The sequence below is a fragment of the Pelomonas sp. Root1217 genome (genome assembly GCF_001425705.1).
In the GTDB taxonomy this organism is placed as follows: Bacteria; Pseudomonadota; Gammaproteobacteria; order Burkholderiales; family Burkholderiaceae_C; genus Pelomonas.
Window position 1 is genome coordinate 851121 of record NZ_LMDC01000012.1, and the last position, 17993, is coordinate 869113.

Below are 17993 nucleotides of genomic sequence, written 5' to 3' on the forward strand. Positions count from 1 at the left end.
ACCATCACGGCCTCACATTGACGGCCGCTGCGAGGGCGCCCGAGTCGGGACGGCGCGCTATCGACTACGGCAGGCCGGAGACCTAGTAGGCTTCGTCGCTTGGCGAAGGGCCATGCGAGGAGCGACATGCGCCTTATCTGTATCCGTCATGGAGAGAGCACCGCCAATGCCGGAGCCATGACAAGTGACCCTCTTAGCATTGGGCTGACCGTCTTGGGGCGCAGCCAAGCTGCCGACGTTGCGCAAGGATGGCTTGATGCGCCGGCGCTCATCGTGACTTCGCCGGCCCAGCGGGCGCTTGATACCGCGGCGCCGACGATCAGCCGATTCAGCGGCGTGCCGGTGCAGGTATGGCCGGTCGAAGAGTTCGCATACCTTTCGCCTCGGCGCTGCGCCGGGACCACGGTGCATGACCGTCGTCAGTGGGTGGCTGCGTATTGGGATCGTGCGGACCCGCGGCACCACGATGCCGATGACGCAGAAACCTTTGAGATGTTCATCTCGCGGGTCACGGGCGCAATAGAGCGATGCCTGGCACAACCTGCCACCCCCGGAAGGCGGTGCGTGCTATTCGGGCACGGGCAATTCATCAATGCAATGCGCTGGCTTGCGGGGGCGCCGGCGAGCAATCTCGACATGCGGTCGTTCCGCACCTTTGATTTGGCGCACCCCGTGGCCAACTGCCAGATGGTGGAGGTCGACCTGCAGGTCTTCGCGCAAGGGCGCACCAACAAGTAGGCTGACGCCGCGGGGCCAGCATTGCAGCCCGTGGTCCCGGAGCAGACCAGCAAAGCGTGCGGCCAGGCCAAATCCCCCGTAGGGTTCGCCAAAGCGGGTAAGCAGTAGCTCGGTTGCTGTCGATCCGTATCCGGCGAATCGAGGCCTGACGCTGGCCAGATAGTCCGCCAGCCACCCGTGCAGCAGCCTGACCAAAGGCTGCAATTCGCCCGGACACATAGCCTGGCGACGAAGCTCCCCTTCCAACTCACGTCCTTGACGCAAAGTGGTGTGCACCACCTTGCGGAAGGAGATGCCCAGCCAGGCCGCCAAGCCGATGGCACATGCGTCCCGCGCCCAACTCGCCTGTTCTTCCCGTCCTGCGGCTTTGCCCTGGACCACCTGGGCGAGCCGCACGAGGACGCCCATGAGCTCGGCGCGGCTTAGCCGCCGAGCCGACGTCGGTACGGCATCGTCAATTGCTTCAGTCTCGGTGACGCCGAGGGTTCTCTTGAGCTGGACCTTCGAAGGCAAGCGACCCTCTCGCTTCAGTATTGAGGCAACGGCGGCGTGCACCTCCGCTGCGCTCGGCCCATAACGCAGCGCAGCCAGATGTTCTGACAGCACCGAGTCGACCCAGAAGGGTCGCGACAGCTCTGTGCTGGAGAACCGGTTGGCGGTGACACCGGCCTCCTGCATGAGATGCGCAAAGCGGCGAGGCCAGTCCTCCGTCAGATGCTTCATCAGCGCCAACAGGTCATGCCGAAGGTCGAGCGGGTACAGACAAAAGTCGCGGCGTCCGAGTGCGTGGCAACGACGCAGAGTCTGCTTGTGGTGCGAACCGATGGACGAGCGCAGGACCAGTTCCGACACCTTCGCTGAACACATGCCGTACAACAGTATGCGAATGCCAACCCACCATTGGGCGGAGCAAGCCAGCGAGACAGGGAAGGATCGAGGCGTAGCCTGTGCCGGCACTGGAGCCAGCCAAGAAGGCCGACGGGCAACCGCGCGTTCGCGTGGCGCCGCAATCAAACTGGCACCACAACCGTCGCAGTCGGTGAGTGCGGCTTGTCGGCTGGGAGCCAGGCCAAGCGGTGCGCCGCAGGCCGGGCAGTCCTGGACGAGTCGGCGGTGATGCTTGACGCACACCGTGTTGGTGGCCAAGCGCCATTGACGCCGCCAATAGGGCTCTGCGTCGGTCGCCAGACACGACGGGCACACCGCGTACAAGGCCGCCGTCGATTTTCTGGGAAGGCGATGCGCGTTCAGGATCCAGGGTCGACCATCGTCCTCAGGGTCGCCGGTCATAGCGGCGACGTCCTCGCACAAAGTCATCGACCATAGTGCGCTACGGGGATGCAGCGTTATCCGCCGAAGAAGATCCTCTCGCTGGCGACTGGTGTCCCCGTCGCCGACTTCACCGGCGGGCCGCCGACGAACAATGTCTTCGCCGCTCTCCGGTACCCCGTTGAGCTGCTTGACCACGGAGACGGCGCGATTGACCGCCCCCTAATCCCCGCGTTCAAGGTCGGCCATGCCTACTCCCGCGTGCAGGAGATAACTGGCAAGTTTGGCGGTAGCGGCCAGAGCGGCATTGCGCCATCAAGAACGTCGCCAGCTATCTTTCTCTTCACCGGTGGATCGGGCGCGCAATACGGCTACGCCGACGAGTTCGAGCAGAGCGGATGCTTGCTCTATGCTGGGGAGGGGCAAGTCGGTGACATGCAGCTCGCCCGCGGCAATCTTGCCGTCGTCAACCATGTGCAGGATGGCAGGGCGCTTCATGTTTTTGAGTCCCAAGGTAAAGGGCGGGACTACGTCTACCGCGGGGAGTACCTCTACACGTCCCACCTGGTTCGCAAAGGCCCCGACCGCGAGGGCGCCCAGCGAGACATCCTGGTGTTCCGGCTGATGCCCGTCGAGCAACTGCTGCCGATCGAGGGCTCCGGTGTTTCAGAAAGCCTTGCGACCGCGGATGGTCCGGTAGATCTCAGTGCTTTGCGACTCGCTGCGATGGCTGCGGTAAGCGCGCCTGGTGGCATTGCAGACGCCGCGGAAGCTGTTCGGCGGACTTATCAGCGCAGTGCCAAAGTTCGCGCATATGCGCTCGCACGGGCTGCCGGCATTTGCGAGCTCTGCAGCGAGGCTGCACCGTTTCAACGGAAGTCTGATGGATCACCCTACCTAGAGCCGCATCACATTAACCGCGTCTCTGACGGAGGACTTGATCACCCTCGGCACCTTGGCGCAATCTGCCCCACCTGTCATCGCGAGATTCATTTTGGAGTCGGCGGTGACGCGCTGAACGACCGACTTCGGGCGGTCGTATTCGCTCGGGAGGACGCGATGGACGGCGCCGAGCTCTAGGTGGGTAGGTCAACGAGGCCGTCCTGAATTGATATCGACAAAGAAGTCTTATGCAAGATGACCTTGGCGACCAGATCAAGGCGGCGACCAGGACGACACCTTCTCTGGTCCTAGCCAGCGCTTCCCTGAAATGCGCCTGACGCCACCATGTCGTCGAGCTGGACGGTGCCCGAAAAATGGCTAACGTGCTTGAACTCGTTGGTCGCCTCGGCGCCGGCAATGATGTCCTTGATGATGTTCACCTTGACGGAGTCCACCAGATAGCGCTCCAAGTCCTTCTTGTAGTTACGAGCTGACAGGGTGAGACGGTGCTTTCCGTCTCGAAGCGGCCAAGTAGTGACCTCGCTCGCGAAGAAGCAGTACAGATCCCCCGAGTAGTTCGGGCCTTCGACGTAGAGGATCGTGACGAGACCGTTCGTCACGTAGCCCTCGACGATGACAATGTTCGAGTCAGCCCCCTGCAGCGTGCGCCCCTTGCATTGAATGCGGCAGAACTTGACGCCGTCCGCCATCCCAGCAAACGCCAGGAGGTCAGCTCCAGCCTGATCGAACTTCGGCTTCGCCACGAGCAGCCCGGCTTGCTGCAGGCGGTGCGAGATCAGGTCTTCTGCGACGTTCTCAAGAATGCTGGTGTCCATGGGTCTGGTGTGTTCTAACGGGATGATGGTTATTGGGGAGGAGAGTGTCTCCCGCCAGCATCGTGGAAAGACGGTTTCGGAGGAAACGCCCGAGAAGATGCGAGCCGCTGCATTGAAGCGCGAGGCTGCGAAGCGGGCACTCAGGCGGTCACCGAAGCGACCGAGGATGCGGCGGTGGGCCCAGGCGGTTACAGAGGTAGAGGCTGGACGCCCGCCTCGCGAGCTTTCAGCACCGGCAGGAATACGAAGCCTGATTGTTTGCCGAAGTTCGGTGCGGCTTTCTCGAAGTTCTGCTGGCCGACCCGCAAGGCCTGCTGAAAAGACGCCCAACTGTCGTTCATATGCGTATCAGCATGAAGCATCTTCGCTAGGGCAGTGCCAGCCTTGGTTGGCCCTTGCTGATGGAACGGGTTGTTCGCGTTGTTCAGCATCGTCGTCTCAAGGAACACCGGGTGTTTGTGCTGCGGATCGGTATAGAAGCCAAGGAAGGCGTGCCCAGGTATGAGCACGATGATTGGCTCGATGCCGATTTTGCGCAGCACGGAAGCGAACACAGCAGTGCCATCGATGCAGTTCGCCTGCGCCGTACGCAGCGTCTGGCTCAATGGTCTGACCGTTTGCGAGACAAGCTCGGGACGGCTGTCTGAAACGGTTGTGATGCTGGAGTACGTGACCTTGTTCCGCTGGAAGAGGTACCAAATCGCCCACACCTGTCTGAGCACGTCGTCGGGCGAGCCTTGCGTGCCTGTCCATGACTTGACCGGCATCGCTGGGATATCCAAGGCTGAACGTAACAGGCCATCAATGGCCGGGTGGTTTTCGTTGACGAACGCGGCTAAATACGGCGAATAGTCGGTGCACTGCGTCGGCGCGCGGCAAGCGCGGAGCGGCGCGTCGTTTGAGGCCCTGACACGGATTGGACGGCGTTCTTCGCCAGCTTGGACGCCGTCCACATACAGCCGGAATACGGCATCGGTGGTCAGCGGCTGCGTGATGCGCGCTAGTTTGGCCTCGCTCAACGACAGCCGGGGCATCAAGAAGTGCGGCTTCCCATCGCTACTTGCTAGGGTCTCAAGCTCGCCCGAGACGCCGATCTCTGGCACCTCTATCTGCACTTTCACCTTCGAGCCTGCCGGCGGGTCAATAAGCTTGATACCAAGGGAGCCGGAGTGCACGTATCCGTATGCAGGGCCGCTTTCCGTGGGCCCATTGGCATCGCGGCCCGCTGCGGATATGGCAAAGGCTGGAAAAAATGTGCCGGGGAAGCGGAAGAACGGCTCCCACTTGGGAGATTGGGCGCACGCCATGCCGTCAAGGCAAAGCGTTGCGGCCAGCATCAATGCGTTTCGCCACGCGCGGCGCTTCGAGTACCTCATCCCGACCTCCCTGTATTTGCTTCTAAACGGAGGGCCCACGCGCGCCGCTGACAGCAGTGCGCTGAATATTTGTTGGATGGCCCTCCTCCTCAGCCGGCCATGGTGCGTCCGCCTCAGGTGGCGGCGCTATCCCAGCAAACCCTTCGTGCGAGGCCATTGCTTGATGTGCTCACCTTCGGCCAGCGAGGCGCCTCCGCAAGGCGCGGATCTGTCTTTTAGCGGCCTAAGTCACTTCCGTCCACGCGGCGGCTTGGTATGCCTGATGACGACGTAGCAAGCGAGCACGAACAACAGCGCGAGCAGCGTGCCCAGCGGGTGCCTACCGCTGCTCGAGGCGGCGTCATTTCCACTTCGCTTTTCGAATTCCTTCAATCGCCGCTTCTGTCGCTACTCGCGGACCATCAGGCAAGCGCTGTGATCCGACCAGAACATGCGCGAGATATTGGTCCCCGCCATGCGACTCAGCAACGCGCCCCAGGATTCTGTCGAGGTCTAGGCATAGAAACGCGGTCAGCGCCAGGTCCTCTGGTGCCCAGGCAGAGGCGACCAAAAACGTGTCCACCAGCTCTTTTCGGGCCGACTTGCACCTATCCCAATCCAGGAACGGAATGAATCTGACCAGGTCAGGCACGTCATCTTTGGAGGCCAGCTCCCGGTATACAACGGGAAAGCAAGCCGCGACGACTATCGAGACTGGCGCTGCTCTTGATCGGAACAGCTGGGGCAGCAGTTGGCCCGATGCGGTCAATGCGACGATGGGCTTAGTTGTCTGAGCCGCCCAAAGAAGATTTGCCAAGCTCGACGCGGCTTCCTTTGACAGATCAAGAACGTACCTTGCGCTCAGCGCCGCGGCAATCTCATCCACATGTTCGACAAAGCGGTTCCGAGCTGCTTCAGCTGACAACCCCATCGCCATCAAGTTGCGGCTCAAAAGATCCGTATCTGCCTGTCGACCCAGTCCGGCGCGCGCAACAAGTCCGACGTCCACGCGCTCGGCCATGACACCAATCAACGTCGAAACGATCGACACGCCATCGTCGGGAAGTCGCAAGGGAAGGCATCGTTCGAGGGCGTGAGATGCGAGCCGTCGCCGATCCTCCACGCCGCTGAGGGGTAGCAGTCTGAGCACCACTGCGAGGTAGTTCTTCAGCGACAGAACACCGGAGAAAACAGCCCACGTCAGGACATCGGCACCCTCGTCAGGAACTCGATCAAGCACTGCCTCGTTGCCAAGCAGGTTTCGCCGATCCAAATCGGAGGCTGCTCGTAGGAGAGTGAGCAAGTACCCGTTGGCTGCTTCGACGGACAAAGCCGTGTTGCTGATCAACCAAAGCGCGTCGTCCAGCGAAGGCGTCAACGTTGCTTGCAAGAAGGAGCTTCGACCCGGCGTGAGATCTCGCTGCAGCAGAACGTGCCGCAAGGAAGCCGTTGCGCCAATCGCTCTGGCTCTCGCCGATATGGGGCCTGCGTAGGCGAGAGAAGAAAGTCCGTTGGTCTGCTCTAGGTGCAATACCTCGGCCAACAGCTCTTCCTTGCCAAGGGAGGCGATCAGCGGCGCTGCCGCTTCCACCTGATGGTCATTCGTCAATAGTGGCAGCATTGCAACCCTGACGGACGCCAATTGCTCCGGCGACACCGCCGACAGCGCGCGCGCCAAGGCCGAGATCATGGACGGTGAGGTAGCAGCCGCCTCAGCCAGCTTCCCCCCCGAAGCCAGAAGCCGCGCGAGCACGCCAGGCACAGTCGAAATCAGCGCAGGCTCCGCACCGTGAAAGTCCTCGGCCAGGCCCGACGCGACCGTGGGCCACACCACCGCGAGCATGTCCTCCGGATCGGACCGTGAAAGTAGGGCAAGCGCGCCGTCTGGATCCCGCTTTGCGAGCCTTCCAGCGGCCTCCGAAACGTACTTCACCGCGCTGGCCGGATAGACGGCATGCATCTTCCGGACGATCGCTACAAGAAAGTCCCATGCGTCGGCGGCGGGCAGGTCGCTCAGTGCTTGCGAGGTTGCTTCGCGGAGAAGCGGCGTGAGCGCCAGCGCCGTGTCCGCGCTCAACGTCGATCGTGAGTTTGCGATGTCCAGCAGCCCAAGCGCCGCAGTTGGAGATCGATCGACCTTTTCTAGAAGCTCATCCCACAGCAAGGCAATGCGCAAAGAGGCAACAGAACCGTCTTCGCTGGTCTCGATCAAGCTGCCTTCGCGATCGCTCATCAGCTTTGGGAACGGCTCTATGAAGACTCGCGAATAAATCGTGCCGGTCCAGCGGTGACGCGAGTCTCGGCCTGCTCGCGCGTCGACGCGCCGGCCAGGCCAGTCGGAGAAGCGTGGCTTCGCGTCCTTCGGTGCAAACACAAGATCAAAAAATCGGCCCTCCACCTTGCGAGGCGAAAGGGCGAACGTCGACAAGGCCAAGCGTGCTCGAAGCCCTGGCCACATCGCCGTCATCAGCCGCTCAGCGACGAGTTCAGGATCGGCGGTGTCAAAAAGCGCGACAGGCTTGGCGTCTTCCAGGAACATCGCTTCAAGAAGTTCCTTTCCGCTGAAGTCGTCGGCCGGCGGTAGGGGTAGAGGCGCGGATTCAACAACGTCAACGCTGATCGCACTGCTGGGCAGGCCAGCGTCCTTCAACAGGTCAAAGAAAGGTCGCAGACTTGCCGCTGATGCCCATCCGGTCACAGGTATCAGCAGGCTGAGCGTCCGTACACAACCGGCGCGGGCAACCGTCAAATCCTGCCATGTGCGCGCCAGAACATAGAAGGCTTCGCTCGGAAGCGGGTACGCCGAGATATACGGCGAGAACATCTCGCCAGGTCGCAAGGGTCCAGCAACATCTGAGAGCTGGTCAATCGTAGATTGATCAGCCTTCGACAGACTAAGCGACGAACTGAGGAGTTGGTGCCCTTGGCGGTAGCCGTGGACTTGCTGCTCGATGGGAATCACGTTCTGGCTCAGACGCCCACGACCCAAGCAACTGGAAGAGTCACGTCGGGATCACGCTTCCATCGGTCGCTGGGGCCCTCGTATGCGTCGACCCAGCCATGACCATCCAGACCGGCTTCCAGAAACTCTCGGCGGTAGTCTTCGTCCACCGTGAGATCGCCGCCAACAACGCTCAACCCGAACACTTGCACATCCAGCCTGGACGTATCGCGCAGGCGGCCGCCCAGCATTGGATATTCCTTCATGATGAAGGCCTCGGGTCCTGCTGCACGCGTCTCGGAGTCCACTAGGTCCCAGGCTGCCACCACCACGGAAAGCCGCGGCTTGCCCCCATCCGGCCGATCCGCCAGCGTCAGCTCCAGGAACCGCATCAGCTCGATCAGCATGACCTGGGTCGGCAGCTTATCCCTGTCTTCATCAGCTCCTACCAGCTGAAGCAGGCGTTGGGAAGTGACCCAGTCAAGGGGACTCACGTTCAGTTCGGAATTGACCCTGACGAAGAGAAGAGCGCCGTCGGCGCGCTTGAGCTCTGCCATCCAGTCGGTGGAGATTTCGGAGTTCACCACGGCGTCCCGCCATAACTCGCCGCGGATGTCGGGAATCAAGATCTTGGTCTCGTCACCCCCCGCCGCAGGAACAACCGTCACTTCGAAATCGCGTCGGTCTGCGTGTTCTGTTCTAGGGGCGAAATGTCCTTCGAAGAGATGGTCCGCGGTATCAAGGACGAAGCCAATATCGTCTGGCTGGACCGCTGCGTGAAGTGCTCCGGTGCGAGCGTCCAGCGCGACCCAAAGACGCCCGACAAAGTTGGTCTTGCCGGAATCCGGCCCGCCCATAAGGATTACCGAGCGCCTGGTCACTGCGACCTCCTGTGGCTGAGGAAGGCCCGTGCATCGGCCTGCGGAGCCCTTGACCGCCAGAACTGCAGCGGCTCGCTGTGCGGCGTGACCGATGCGTCAACCAGCGCGGCAAGCCCGTGACCGGGATTGATGTCGGGGTTGGCGGAAAAGGAGGCCACCGAAACAACCCTTGCACTGACCTTGTGCTTGCCGATCTCGGCGTGCAACTTCGTCAGCGTGGGCTCTGGCACTACTCCTTCATCGAGATGAGTCGTTACGATCAAAAGCTGGGGCATTGCGTCGTCGAACAGCGCTCGAAGTCGTCCGGCGAGTTGCCCCAAGCGGCTCACGACTCCTTGACGCCGCTGCAGGTCGATCAGCGTTCGGCCGTCGACCATGACCCAGAGGACGTCGGCGGACTTCAAGAACTCGAAACGGTCTGAACGGGAGGTCCGGACAAGGTCTTTGGTCCACTCACCAGGTAGGTCAGGAAGGGCCAGATCGATCAGGCGCCCTCCGCGGTCTTGCTTCATGCGCAGATGAAGAAACCCCGGCTGCCTGTCATCCGCCATCTTGGTGTGCACCGTCATCTGCTCAGGCGGGTTGCCATCGTTCCAGCGTCTGGCACCTCGTGAGATCTCCTCAAGCCCCATGAGGCTGCGGCTATCGGAGAATGACCAACCTTCCAATAGGCCCCGCGAAACGCGGAGGTAGAGGCTCGCAAGGCACGCTGTTTTGCCGGAGTTCGGATCGCCAAGGATCCCAACAACGGTGACGTAGCGGGAGGCCATCATCTGGTCGATGACCTCCGAGCCAAGCGTGGCGCTGCTTGGGAACGAGGGAGGTTCGCTTGGAGCGTCCAGGACCGCAGTGCCGACCGCGCCTGCATCCTCTGCGTCCGGCGCATCCTTTAAAGTGGCCTTGAGGGCGTTGATGTCGATGACACGATTGCTGCACGTCGCCGGGTCTTTTTCCAGCGCACAACGCCCGGTCTCGCCGACCGTGCACCCATCAAGATTGCAGGCGGTGCTCACAAAGTACTCGGGCCGGAAGTCAGTAGGCTCGTTTCCAGAAGCGCTCGGGCACCCCAATCGCTGCAGGACCGCGGGCCGTCGCCACCATGATGATGGGCTTTGCCAGTCAACAAGGCAGACAGCAGCGGGAACACGCCGGGGGTTGCGAGGATCGCTTCATCGTGCTCAGCCAGAGAGTCCCGAACTGTGGCAGCGTCGTCGCCAAGCGCAGCGAGCAATACGCTGAGCGTCGCCTCGGTGTCCTCGTCGGCGTGCCGCAGGACCAAGTCGCGATGGACGTCGCACGGAAGGCGACGAAGGTAGTCTGCTGCCTCGATGCCAGCGACAACCAAACGCACGGGCTCCACCAGCTTGCTGAGCGGCCGATCAAGTAGGCGGCTGCGGGCGACCAACGTCCACCACATGAAATCGAGTTCTTCCCGATCCAGTGCGGCGTTCCTGCGCAAGGCTTTGATGGTGCTGCCTGTTGCCCTCTTGAACGCGGTCAGGGTTTTAGCGTCGTCTCCGTCCACCACCGCAAAATCTCCAAAGTCGGCGACCTCGGTACGCTCTCGACTTTCTTCAGCGGCTTCCATTGACCGCTGCTGGACTAGCTCAAGGACTTCTAATCTAAGCGCCTCTCGCTTTGCGTCCAGCAACGGCGTCTGGAACGACAAAGCCGACCATAGGGCGGTGGCAAGTACATCCACGACTGTCCATCCGTCACTATCGAGCCTCGAACCTTCGAGCATGGCGTCGATTGCAGCTGCGGCACAGATTCCCACTTCCAGTGGGCGTTCGCTAGACAAGAAGGCGGAGGCGTGATCCTGGACAGCCTTTTCGACCTCGACAGCCAGATCATGCGGCGGATCGCCGTCAGTACCCAACGCCGTCGCAATATTGTGTGCCCGTTGAAAAATGGTCGCCAACGCATTCTCTTTCAGCCACTTGGCCTGAAGATCTGCCGCAGCGGCTTTTCGGCTATTCACATCACCGTCGAGAACCTGCATGCCTGTGATGCGCAGGTGGAGCGCCAGATTGATCATTTTGCTTCTCCCTCGTTCTTGCCAGCTATATAGCGATCTATCAGTTTAGCGAAATCCTCAATACGGCCTTGCTGAACAACCCAATCAAACAATCGCCGCTCAATAGCCTGTGTCATGCGGTCATTTGAATTCGCAGGTATTGCATCCAGTTCACTCAAGATGCGGAGACGCTCACCCTCCGTCAAGTCACGGAAGAAGCGCAACAAGACCAAACGATAATTTGGTGGTTCGGGCGGCACTGCGAAGCCCTTCTCTAAGCCTTCGGGCTCGACCACCATCTCGACAATGGCTTCCCGTACCTCGGGCGGCGGCTCAAACGGCTTGGCAGTCGCATTGTCGCCTATGACAGCAGCGCACACTCGAAAATTTGGGCAACCGAGCAGGAAGCGCGGATTAGGTTCGCCAAGCCGGACCGCATCTGCTTCAAAGCGCGTCATCTTTGGATTCCAGACCCGCGGGTGAATTGTTACGGCTAGACCGTCACTGTCCTTATCCCAATCAAATTCGATGACGTTGTAGGTAAAGACATAGGCCGTCTCAGACCTTGACGGAACCGCCGCACCCGCAGCCAACGTCATAAAGTCGGCGCCCTCCTCGATCGTTTCCTTCGCGACCCTTGGGTTGTGCTCATGGCCAGTGATGAGCAATCGGATGCGGCTCTTGAGATAGGTGGAAACTGCATCGCTGTCCTTGAACCAATGCAATGGATGGTGGATGAGAACAATGACCTCTTCTCCGTCATCACGAGGGATCGTGAACTGTCGCTCACCCACCAGCAGTTCAGGCTCCTCGTCATTCTCTTTGCCATGGCAAAGAAGGGAGGAATTCATTCGCACGAATTTTATGAATCGCCCAGGGGCCAGTTCAACGCGCATATTCGTCGAATATCTGCCCTCGGTATCCAAGACGCAATCATAACCCTCTGAGAAACTGCCATAAGCCTGGAATCGGGCGAACAGAGTCCCGCGATCCAGGTCATTCGACAGGACCTTCTCATATTCGTCGGCACCGCCTGCTCGAATGTCATCCAGTAAATGCTGCCCGCCACGAGACAGCATATCTCGGTCCAGATCATGATTCCCCGGCACCATTTGAATACGCGTTATGTCGCAGCCGACGGCCTCTGCAATCTGATCAAGCCATTTTGCCGCGTCAATGTACTGCTCATCTTTGCCTGAATAGGCTATATCCCCGGTCACTAAGACCCCCTGCGCGGCGCCGCCCGGCAAAAGGCGCACGACTCTAGCAACGTCCGCAATCAATTCCCTCTTCACGTCGTTGTGGATATAGAGCGTCTGATCTCGCTCCTGCCCAAAATGAATATCAGACAGATGAACGAATATTGCCGGCATGGACTCCCCCCGTTTGCTCGATATCTTTCTCGCCTAACAGCAAGATTACGCTGAGGGATGCCCGCGATAAATCCGCGTTTGCGCGAACGAGCGCTGCTGAAGCGTCACGACATTGGACTCAAGTCCAGGACATGCTGCAGTCGCTGTTGACTCGCAAAGAGCCTGGCGCGGCGGTCTTCACGCCCCGATCATCAAAAGAAACACAGAGTCAACAGCGCTGGCAGCTTCCTGTGAAGTCAGTCCAGGCGTCACGCGGTGGCTGAAGTCGCCAACTCTGCAAAAGCTGGCGTAACAACTTTGACAAAGGCGCGCGAACTTTGGATCCCCACAGGTAGCGCGAAACCTGATCGGGAGAGCAGCGGCAGGCCTTCAAAGGGCTGCCCAGATGACCACAGGGGCAAGGGTTCATCGCGGCAACGAGCTGGAAGCGCGCCGGGAATTCGGCCTGGCGGGCGGCGCGCGAGATCAGGATGCGGCCGGTCTCCAGCGGCTCGCGCAGGGCTTCCAGCGCGGCGCGGGGGAATTCGGGCAATTCATCCAGGAAGAGCACGCCGTGCTGCGCCAGCGAGATTTCACCCGGCCGGGGCGGTGAGCCGCCACCCACCAGCGCCACGCTCGACGCCGAGTGGTGGGGCGAGCGCAGCGGGCGTTGCCCCCAGCGTGCGATGTCGAACTGGCCGGCCAGGCTGAGCACAGCGGCGGATTCCAGCGCAGCTTCGTCATCCAGCGCCGGCAGCAGGGCGGACAGGCGTCGCGCCAGCATGGACTTGCCCGTGCCGGGCGGGCCCACCAGCAGCAGGCTGTGGCCGCCCGCCGCGGCGATCTCCAGCGCCCGCTTGGGGCCGGCCTGGCCCTTGATGTCGGCGAGATCGGGCTGGCCGCATGCGGCCGCGCGGGTCAGGGCGGCGGCGCGCGGCAGGGCTTCGCCGTCGGGCTGCAGAGCTGCCACCACATCAAGCAGATGGCGGGCCTGCCGCACCACCAGGCCGTCGACGAGAGCCGCCTCGGCGGCGCTGGCCTCGGGCAGCAGCAGTTCTCGCTCGCCACCATCCTGGCGTAGCGCCAGGGCCATGGCCAGGGCGCCGCGCACCGCGCGCACTTCGCCGGCCAGCGACAGTTCGCCCGCGCACTCGAAGCGCGCGAGCCTGGCGGCATCGATCTGGCCGTTCGCGGCGAGCAGGCCCAGTGCCATCGGCAAATCAAATCGGCCACCTTCCTTGGGCAGGTCGGCCGGGGCGAGGTTTACCGTGATGCGCTTGTTCGCTGGAAATGACAGCCCGCTGTTCTGCAGCGCCGCGCGCACGCGTTCCCGCGCTTCCTTGACCTCGGTGTCTGCGAGCCCGACGACCGTGAACGACGGCAGGCCGTTGGCCAGATGGACTTCCACGGTGACCGGCGCGGCGGCGAGGCCATCGAGAGCGCGGCTGTAGACGGTGGCGAGACTCATTGAAGGTCAGCTGGCGTGGGTGGTTGACGCTGGCGGCTGCATTGATCGTGCCGGGGCGAGCGATCCCTGCATCAGTGCGGCTCCTGGGCCGACGGGGCAGTCTAGCCGCCGCTCCGTTGCAGATCGGCCCGGTGTCTCTCCCAAGAATGCACCATACGAGTGCCGTCAAAGCCGAAGACGAATCCAATTTGGTGCAAACGCCTGACTTGTGGGCGCAACCTGCCCAGATTCGTGCGAGGTGACAAGGTGTGACGCTTGGCACGGAAGCTGCAAATACCCCGCCGGATCGAATCCCACCACTTTTTTACTCAGGAGCTCCCCGCCATGAAGTTGTCCCCTTCGCTGCTCGTTCTGGCACTGGCCGCGGCCGCTCTGCCTGCGTTTGCCGATGAGCCGGCGCCGGCGCCGGACCCGCTGTCGTTCAACGTCGGCGTCGTCAGCGAATACCGCTACCGCGGCATCTCGCAGTCGCGCCTGAAGCCGGCCCTGCAAGGCGGCCTGGATTACGCCTCGCCGAGCGGTTTCTATGTGGGCGCCTGGGCGTCGACGATCAAGTGGATCAAGGACGCGGGCGGCGACGGCCAGGTCGAGGTCGACCTGTACGGTGGCTACAAGACCGAAGTCGCCACGGGCCTGACGCTGGACGTCGGCGTGCTGCAGTACTACTACCCCAGCAACAAGCTGCCCACCAGCGCCAATACCTTCGAAATCTACGGTGCACTCAGCTACGGCCCCGTGACGGCGAAGTACTCCAACACCAACGGCACCAACCTGTTCGGCGTGCCGGGCACCAAGTACAGCGGCTACTTCGATGTGTCGGCAAATTTCGACCTGGGTGACGGCATGACGCTGACGCCGCACGTCGGCCACCCCACCAGACGATGCGCCACGTGCCGGCTGGCTCCTACTCCGACTACTCGCTGACGCTGGCCAAGGACTTCTCCGGCCTGGTGCTGAGCGGCGCCGTGATCGGCACCGATGCCGACAAGAGCTTCTACGCCAGTCCCGCCAACGGCAAGTTCATGGGCAAGACCATGCTGGTTGTCGGCCTGAAGAAGACCTTCTGATTACTGGAGAGCGACATGAAATTGATCACCGCAGTCATCAAGCCCTTCAAGCTCGACGAGGTGCGTGAGGCCCTGAGCGCCATCGGCGTGCAGGGGCTGACGGTCACCGAAGTCAAGGGCTTCGGGCGCCAGAAGGGCCACACCGAGCTGTACCGCGGCGCCGAATACGTCGTCGACTTCCTGCCCAAGGTCAAGATCGAGGCCGCCGTGAACGACGACGTCGTCGAGCGCGTCATCGAGGCCATCGAGTCCTCCGCCCGCACCGGCAAGATTGGTGACGGCAAGATTTTCGTGTCGCCGCTGGATCAGGTCGTACGCATCCGCACCGGCGAAACCGGCAATGACGCGCTCTGACGCGCGTCCATAACAACCATTTGGAGATCACTCAAATGAAGAAATTCCTTGCCGGCCTCGCCCTAGCGGCAGCCGTGCTGGTGCCGGCCGCGGCCTGGGCCCAGGATCCGGCCTCGGCGCCTGCCTCCGCCGTGGCTGCTGCTGCGACCGCAGCCGCCCCGGCCGCGTCCGCGGCCGACACTGCGGCTTCCGCGCCGGCCGACGCGGCTTCCGCTCCGGCGGCGGCCGTGCCCAACAAGGGCGACACCGCCTGGATGCTGCTGTCCACGCTGCTCGTCATCATGATGACGGTGCCTGGCCTGGCGCTGTTCTACGGCGGCCTGGTGCGCAGCAAGAACATGCTATCGGTGCTGATGCAGGTCATGGTCGGCTTCTCGCTGATCGTCGTGCTGTGGGTGCTGTACGGCTACAGCTTCGCGTTCACCGAGGGCAACGCCTTCATCGGTGGCACGGATCGCGTCTTCATGAAGGGCATCTGGGACAACGTCGCGGGCACCTTCGCCACTGGCGCCACCTTCAGCAAGGGTGTGCCGATGTACGAGATGGTGTTCGCCGCCTTCCAGGCCACCTTCGCCGGCATCACCGCCTGCCTGATCATTGGCGCCTTCGCCGAGCGCATCAAGTTCTCGGCGGCCCTGGCCTTCCTGACGCTGTGGTTCACGTTCAGCTACCTGCCGATCGCCCACATGGTCTGGTTCTGGATGGGCCCGGACGCCTACACGGCCAAGGAAGTTGCTGATGCGATGAATGCCAAGGCCGGCTACATCTGGCAGATGGGTGCACTGGACTTCGCCGGCGGCACCGTGGTGCACATCAACGCCGCCGTCGCGGGCCTGGTGGGTGCCTTCATGATCGGCAAGCGCGTTGGCTACGGCAAGGAGCAGTTCACGCCGCACAGCCTGACGCTGACCATGGTCGGTGCCTCGCTGCTGTGGGTGGGCTGGTTCGGCTTCAACGCCGGCTCGGCGCTGGAAGCCAATGGCTTCGCGGCTCTGGCCTTCATCAACACCTTCGCTGCCACGGCTGCCGCCGTGCTGGCCTGGTGCGTCGGTGAAGCGCTGCTCAAGGGCAAGGCCTCGATGCTGGGTGCTGCTTCGGGTGCCGTCGCCGGCCTCGTGGCCATCACGCCAGCTGCGGGCAACGTCGGTATCGGTGGCGGTCTCGTCATCGGCATCGTCGCCGGCTTCGCCTGCCTGTGGGGTGTGTCGGGCCTGAAGAAGTTGCTCGGTGCGGACGACTCGCTGGATGTCTTCGGCGTGCACGGTGTCGGCGGCATCGTCGGCGCCCTGCTGACCGGTGTGTTCGCGTCGCCCAACCTGGGCGGCCCCAGCGCCATGGGTGACTGGGTCACGGCGACCATGATCACGCCGGCCGACTTCTCGATCGGTGCGCAGTTCTGGATCCAGGCCAAGGCCGTCGGCATCACCATCGTCTGGTCGGGCATCGTCTCGCTGATCGCCTACAAGCTGGTCGACCTGACCATCGGCCTGCGCGTCACCGAAGAGGAAGAGCGCGAAGGCCTGGACATCTCGTCGCACGGCGAGACGGCCTACCACAAGTGATCCTGGGGACCGGCGTCAGGCCGGCCCCTCTTTCACGCCAGGCCGCCCCTCGGGGCGGCTTTTTCTTGGCCCCTGCGGACCCGCCGCTATGCTGGCCTGCATGGATGTCATCACCCTTCTCGGGGCGGTGCTGGTCAACGCGCTGCTGATGAGCTTGGCGCTGGCCGTGGGCGTTGGACTGCGCGCCCGCAGCGGCTTGCAGGCCTGGCAGTTCATGCTGCTCGGCCAGGCGTTCGGCTTCGGCCTGTTGATTGGCGCCACCTTGGGCGCACCGCGCCTGCTGGCGACGCTCGGGGTCATGGCGCTGAGCGGGTCGGCCTCGGCCACGGTGATCACGGTCTGCCGCTTCCTGGGGCTGGCGGCCTCACGGCGCTGGCTGCTGGGTGCGCCGCTGGGGCTGGGCGTCGTGCATGCCCTGGTCTTCAGCGACCTTGGCGTCGCCACTGGCGTGACCAACCTGACCATCGGCGCCCAGATCATCTGGGCCAGCGTGCTGCTGCTGCGCGGCGCTGACGGCGTGCGCTGGCGCTGGCTGTGCGGCGGCGCGGCGCTGGCCAACGGCGTGATGACGCTGGCCCGCGGCTGCCTGGTACTGGGCTGGCCCGAGATCTATCCGCGCTTTCTCACGCCCAACCCGCTCAATATCGGCTCGATGATGCTGCTCAACGCCAGCCTCGTGCTCGGCACCATGGGCTTTTTGCTGGCCCATCGTGACGCGGCCGAGCAGGCTCTGGTGCGGCTGGCGTCGCTGGACACCCTGACCGGCCTGCTGAATCGCCGCGAATGGATGAGCCGCGCCGGCCGGGCGCTGGGTATCGGCGCCACGACAGAGGCGGCTCCCGTGCTGCTGATGCTGGACCTGGATCACTTCAAGCGCGTCAACGACGAACGCGGCCACCCGGTCGGCGACGAGGTGCTCAAGCTGGCCGGCGAAGTGCTGCGCGGCGAACTGCGCGCCAGCGACCTGGTCGGCCGCTACGGCGGCGAGGAGTTCTGCCTGCTGCTGCAGCACTGCGAGCCCGAGGCCTTCGGCCGGCTGGACTCGCGCCTGCACATGGCACTGACCCGACGCTGTGAGGCGAGCCTGGGCTTCGTTGTCGACTTCAGTGCCGGCGCCGTGCGCGTCCAGCCTGGCGAGGCCCTGGCCGCTGCCATCAAGCGGGCCGACGATGAGCTCTACCGCGCCAAGAACGCCGGGCGCGGGCGCACCTCCTGCGCGGACGGCGTCTTGTGATCCGCCTGGTCGCCCCCAGGTGGGTCCACCTGCAGAA

General features: G+C 62.8%; 14 protein-coding genes and 2 pseudogenes. 7 read left to right on the forward strand and 9 right to left on the reverse strand.

Annotation, left to right across the window (positions count from 1 at the left end; translation table 11 throughout):
* Window positions 1–177: 177 nt before the first annotated feature.
* Entirely contained in the window at window positions 178–738 is a 561-nt protein-coding gene (locus ASC95_RS32510) for a histidine phosphatase family protein (RefSeq protein WP_369820611.1), read from the forward strand.
* Between the two features lie 1164 nt (window positions 739–1902).
* Here the strand turns inward: ASC95_RS32510 and ASC95_RS32515 are convergent.
* Window positions 1903–2055 (reverse strand): annotated as a pseudogene (locus ASC95_RS32515) (hypothetical protein); the annotation flags it as partial.
* A 21-nt stretch (window positions 2056–2076) separates the two neighbouring features.
* Here ASC95_RS32515 and ASC95_RS12890 point away from each other — a divergent pair.
* Window positions 2077–3087, forward strand: a complete 1011-nt coding sequence (locus ASC95_RS12890; RefSeq protein ID WP_157256263.1) for an HNH endonuclease — start codon at window positions 2077–2079, stop codon at window positions 3085–3087.
* 110 nt (window positions 3088–3197) lie between these two features.
* Here the strand turns inward: ASC95_RS12890 and ASC95_RS12895 are convergent, their stop codons facing one another.
* The 8 genes and pseudogenes from ASC95_RS12895 to ASC95_RS12930 all read right to left on the reverse strand — a co-directional run.
* Window positions 3198–3725: a hypothetical protein gene (locus tag ASC95_RS12895; RefSeq protein ID WP_057298083.1), complete on the reverse strand. Its 528-nt coding sequence runs from the start codon at window positions 3723–3725 to the stop codon at window positions 3198–3200.
* A 188-nt stretch (window positions 3726–3913) separates the two neighbouring features.
* Window positions 3914–5062: a transglutaminase-like domain-containing protein gene (locus tag ASC95_RS12900; RefSeq protein WP_235537908.1), complete on the reverse strand. Its 1149-nt coding sequence runs from the start codon at window positions 5060–5062 to the stop codon at window positions 3914–3916.
* Window positions 5063–5441: 379 nt separating this feature from the next.
* On the reverse strand, window positions 5442–8042 hold the full coding sequence (locus ASC95_RS12905; RefSeq protein WP_157256265.1) for a hypothetical protein: 2601 nt from the start codon (window positions 8040–8042) through the stop codon (window positions 5442–5444).
* An 8-nt stretch (window positions 8043–8050) separates the two neighbouring features.
* The gene (locus ASC95_RS12910; RefSeq protein WP_200960129.1) at window positions 8051–8902 is read right to left on the reverse strand and encodes a hypothetical protein; all 852 of its coding nucleotides are present in this window, start codon (window positions 8900–8902) and stop codon (window positions 8051–8053) included.
* The gene (locus ASC95_RS12915; protein WP_057298087.1) at window positions 8899–9915 is read right to left on the reverse strand and encodes a hypothetical protein; all 1017 of its coding nucleotides are present in this window, start codon (window positions 9913–9915) and stop codon (window positions 8899–8901) included. The genes ASC95_RS12910 and ASC95_RS12915 overlap by 4 nt, the downstream gene beginning before the upstream one ends.
* Entirely contained in the window at window positions 9912–10940 is a 1029-nt protein-coding gene (locus tag ASC95_RS12920) for a GTPase-associated system all-helical protein GASH (protein ID WP_057298088.1), read from the reverse strand. Before ASC95_RS12920 ends, ASC95_RS12915 begins: the two co-directional genes overlap by 4 nt.
* Complete coding sequence (locus ASC95_RS12925) at window positions 10937–12292, reverse strand: metallophosphoesterase (protein ID WP_057298089.1); 1356 nt, start codon at window positions 12290–12292, stop codon at window positions 10937–10939. Before ASC95_RS12925 ends, ASC95_RS12920 begins: the two co-directional genes overlap by 4 nt.
* Before the next feature lie 301 nt (window positions 12293–12593).
* Window positions 12594–13739 (reverse strand): annotated as a pseudogene (locus ASC95_RS12930) (YifB family Mg chelatase-like AAA ATPase); the annotation flags it as partial.
* Window positions 13740–14063: 324 nt separating this feature from the next.
* Here ASC95_RS12930 and ASC95_RS12935 point away from each other — a divergent pair.
* From ASC95_RS12935 to ASC95_RS12950, 5 genes are all read left to right on the forward strand, one after another.
* Window positions 14064–14663 (forward strand): TorF family putative porin, encoded by a 600-nt coding sequence (locus tag ASC95_RS12935; RefSeq protein WP_369820607.1) that lies wholly within the window; start codon window positions 14064–14066, stop codon window positions 14661–14663.
* On the forward strand, window positions 14630–14806 hold the full coding sequence (locus ASC95_RS32520) for a TorF family putative porin (protein ID WP_369820608.1): 177 nt from the start codon (window positions 14630–14632) through the stop codon (window positions 14804–14806). The genes ASC95_RS12935 and ASC95_RS32520 overlap by 34 nt, the downstream gene beginning before the upstream one ends.
* 15 nt (window positions 14807–14821) lie before the next feature.
* Complete coding sequence (gene glnK / locus ASC95_RS12940) at window positions 14822–15160, forward strand: P-II family nitrogen regulator (RefSeq protein ID WP_056192325.1); 339 nt, start codon at window positions 14822–14824, stop codon at window positions 15158–15160.
* A 35-nt stretch (window positions 15161–15195) separates the two neighbouring features.
* Entirely contained in the window at window positions 15196–16722 is a 1527-nt protein-coding gene (gene amt, locus ASC95_RS12945; RefSeq protein WP_057298090.1) for an ammonium transporter, read from the forward strand.
* 100 nt (window positions 16723–16822) lie between these two features.
* Window positions 16823–17956, forward strand: coding sequence for a GGDEF domain-containing protein (locus ASC95_RS12950; protein WP_162250769.1), 1134 nt, complete (start codon window positions 16823–16825; stop codon window positions 17954–17956).
* The last annotated feature ends 37 nt before the right edge of the window (window positions 17957–17993 follow it).

Bases quoted from the DNA above. Each gene is read 5' to 3' on its own strand.
- ASC95_RS12935 (WP_369820607.1), top strand. From the start codon at position 14,064: ATGAAGTTGTCCCCTTCGCTGCTCGTTCTGGCACTGGCCGCGGCCGCT.
- glnK (WP_056192325.1), top strand. From the start codon at position 14,822: ATGAAATTGATCACCGCAGTCATCAAGCCCTTCAAGCTCGACGAGGTG.
- ASC95_RS12920 (WP_057298088.1), bottom strand. From the start codon at position 10,940: ATGATCAATCTGGCGCTCCACCTGCGCATCACAGGCATGCAGGTTCTC.
- ASC95_RS12925 (WP_057298089.1), bottom strand. From the start codon at position 12,292: ATGCCGGCAATATTCGTTCATCTGTCTGATATTCATTTTGGGCAGGAG.
- amt (WP_057298090.1), top strand. From the start codon at position 15,196: ATGAAGAAATTCCTTGCCGGCCTCGCCCTAGCGGCAGCCGTGCTGGTG.
- ASC95_RS12890 (WP_157256263.1), top strand. From the start codon at position 2,077: ATGCAGCGTTATCCGCCGAAGAAGATCCTCTCGCTGGCGACTGGTGTC.
- ASC95_RS32510 (WP_369820611.1), top strand. From the start codon at position 178: ATGACAAGTGACCCTCTTAGCATTGGGCTGACCGTCTTGGGGCGCAGC.
- ASC95_RS12950 (WP_162250769.1), top strand. From the start codon at position 16,823: ATGGATGTCATCACCCTTCTCGGGGCGGTGCTGGTCAACGCGCTGCTG.
- ASC95_RS12900 (WP_235537908.1), bottom strand. From the start codon at position 5,062: ATGCTGGCCGCAACGCTTTGCCTTGACGGCATGGCGTGCGCCCAATCT.
- ASC95_RS12895 (WP_057298083.1), bottom strand. From the start codon at position 3,725: ATGGACACCAGCATTCTTGAGAACGTCGCAGAAGACCTGATCTCGCAC.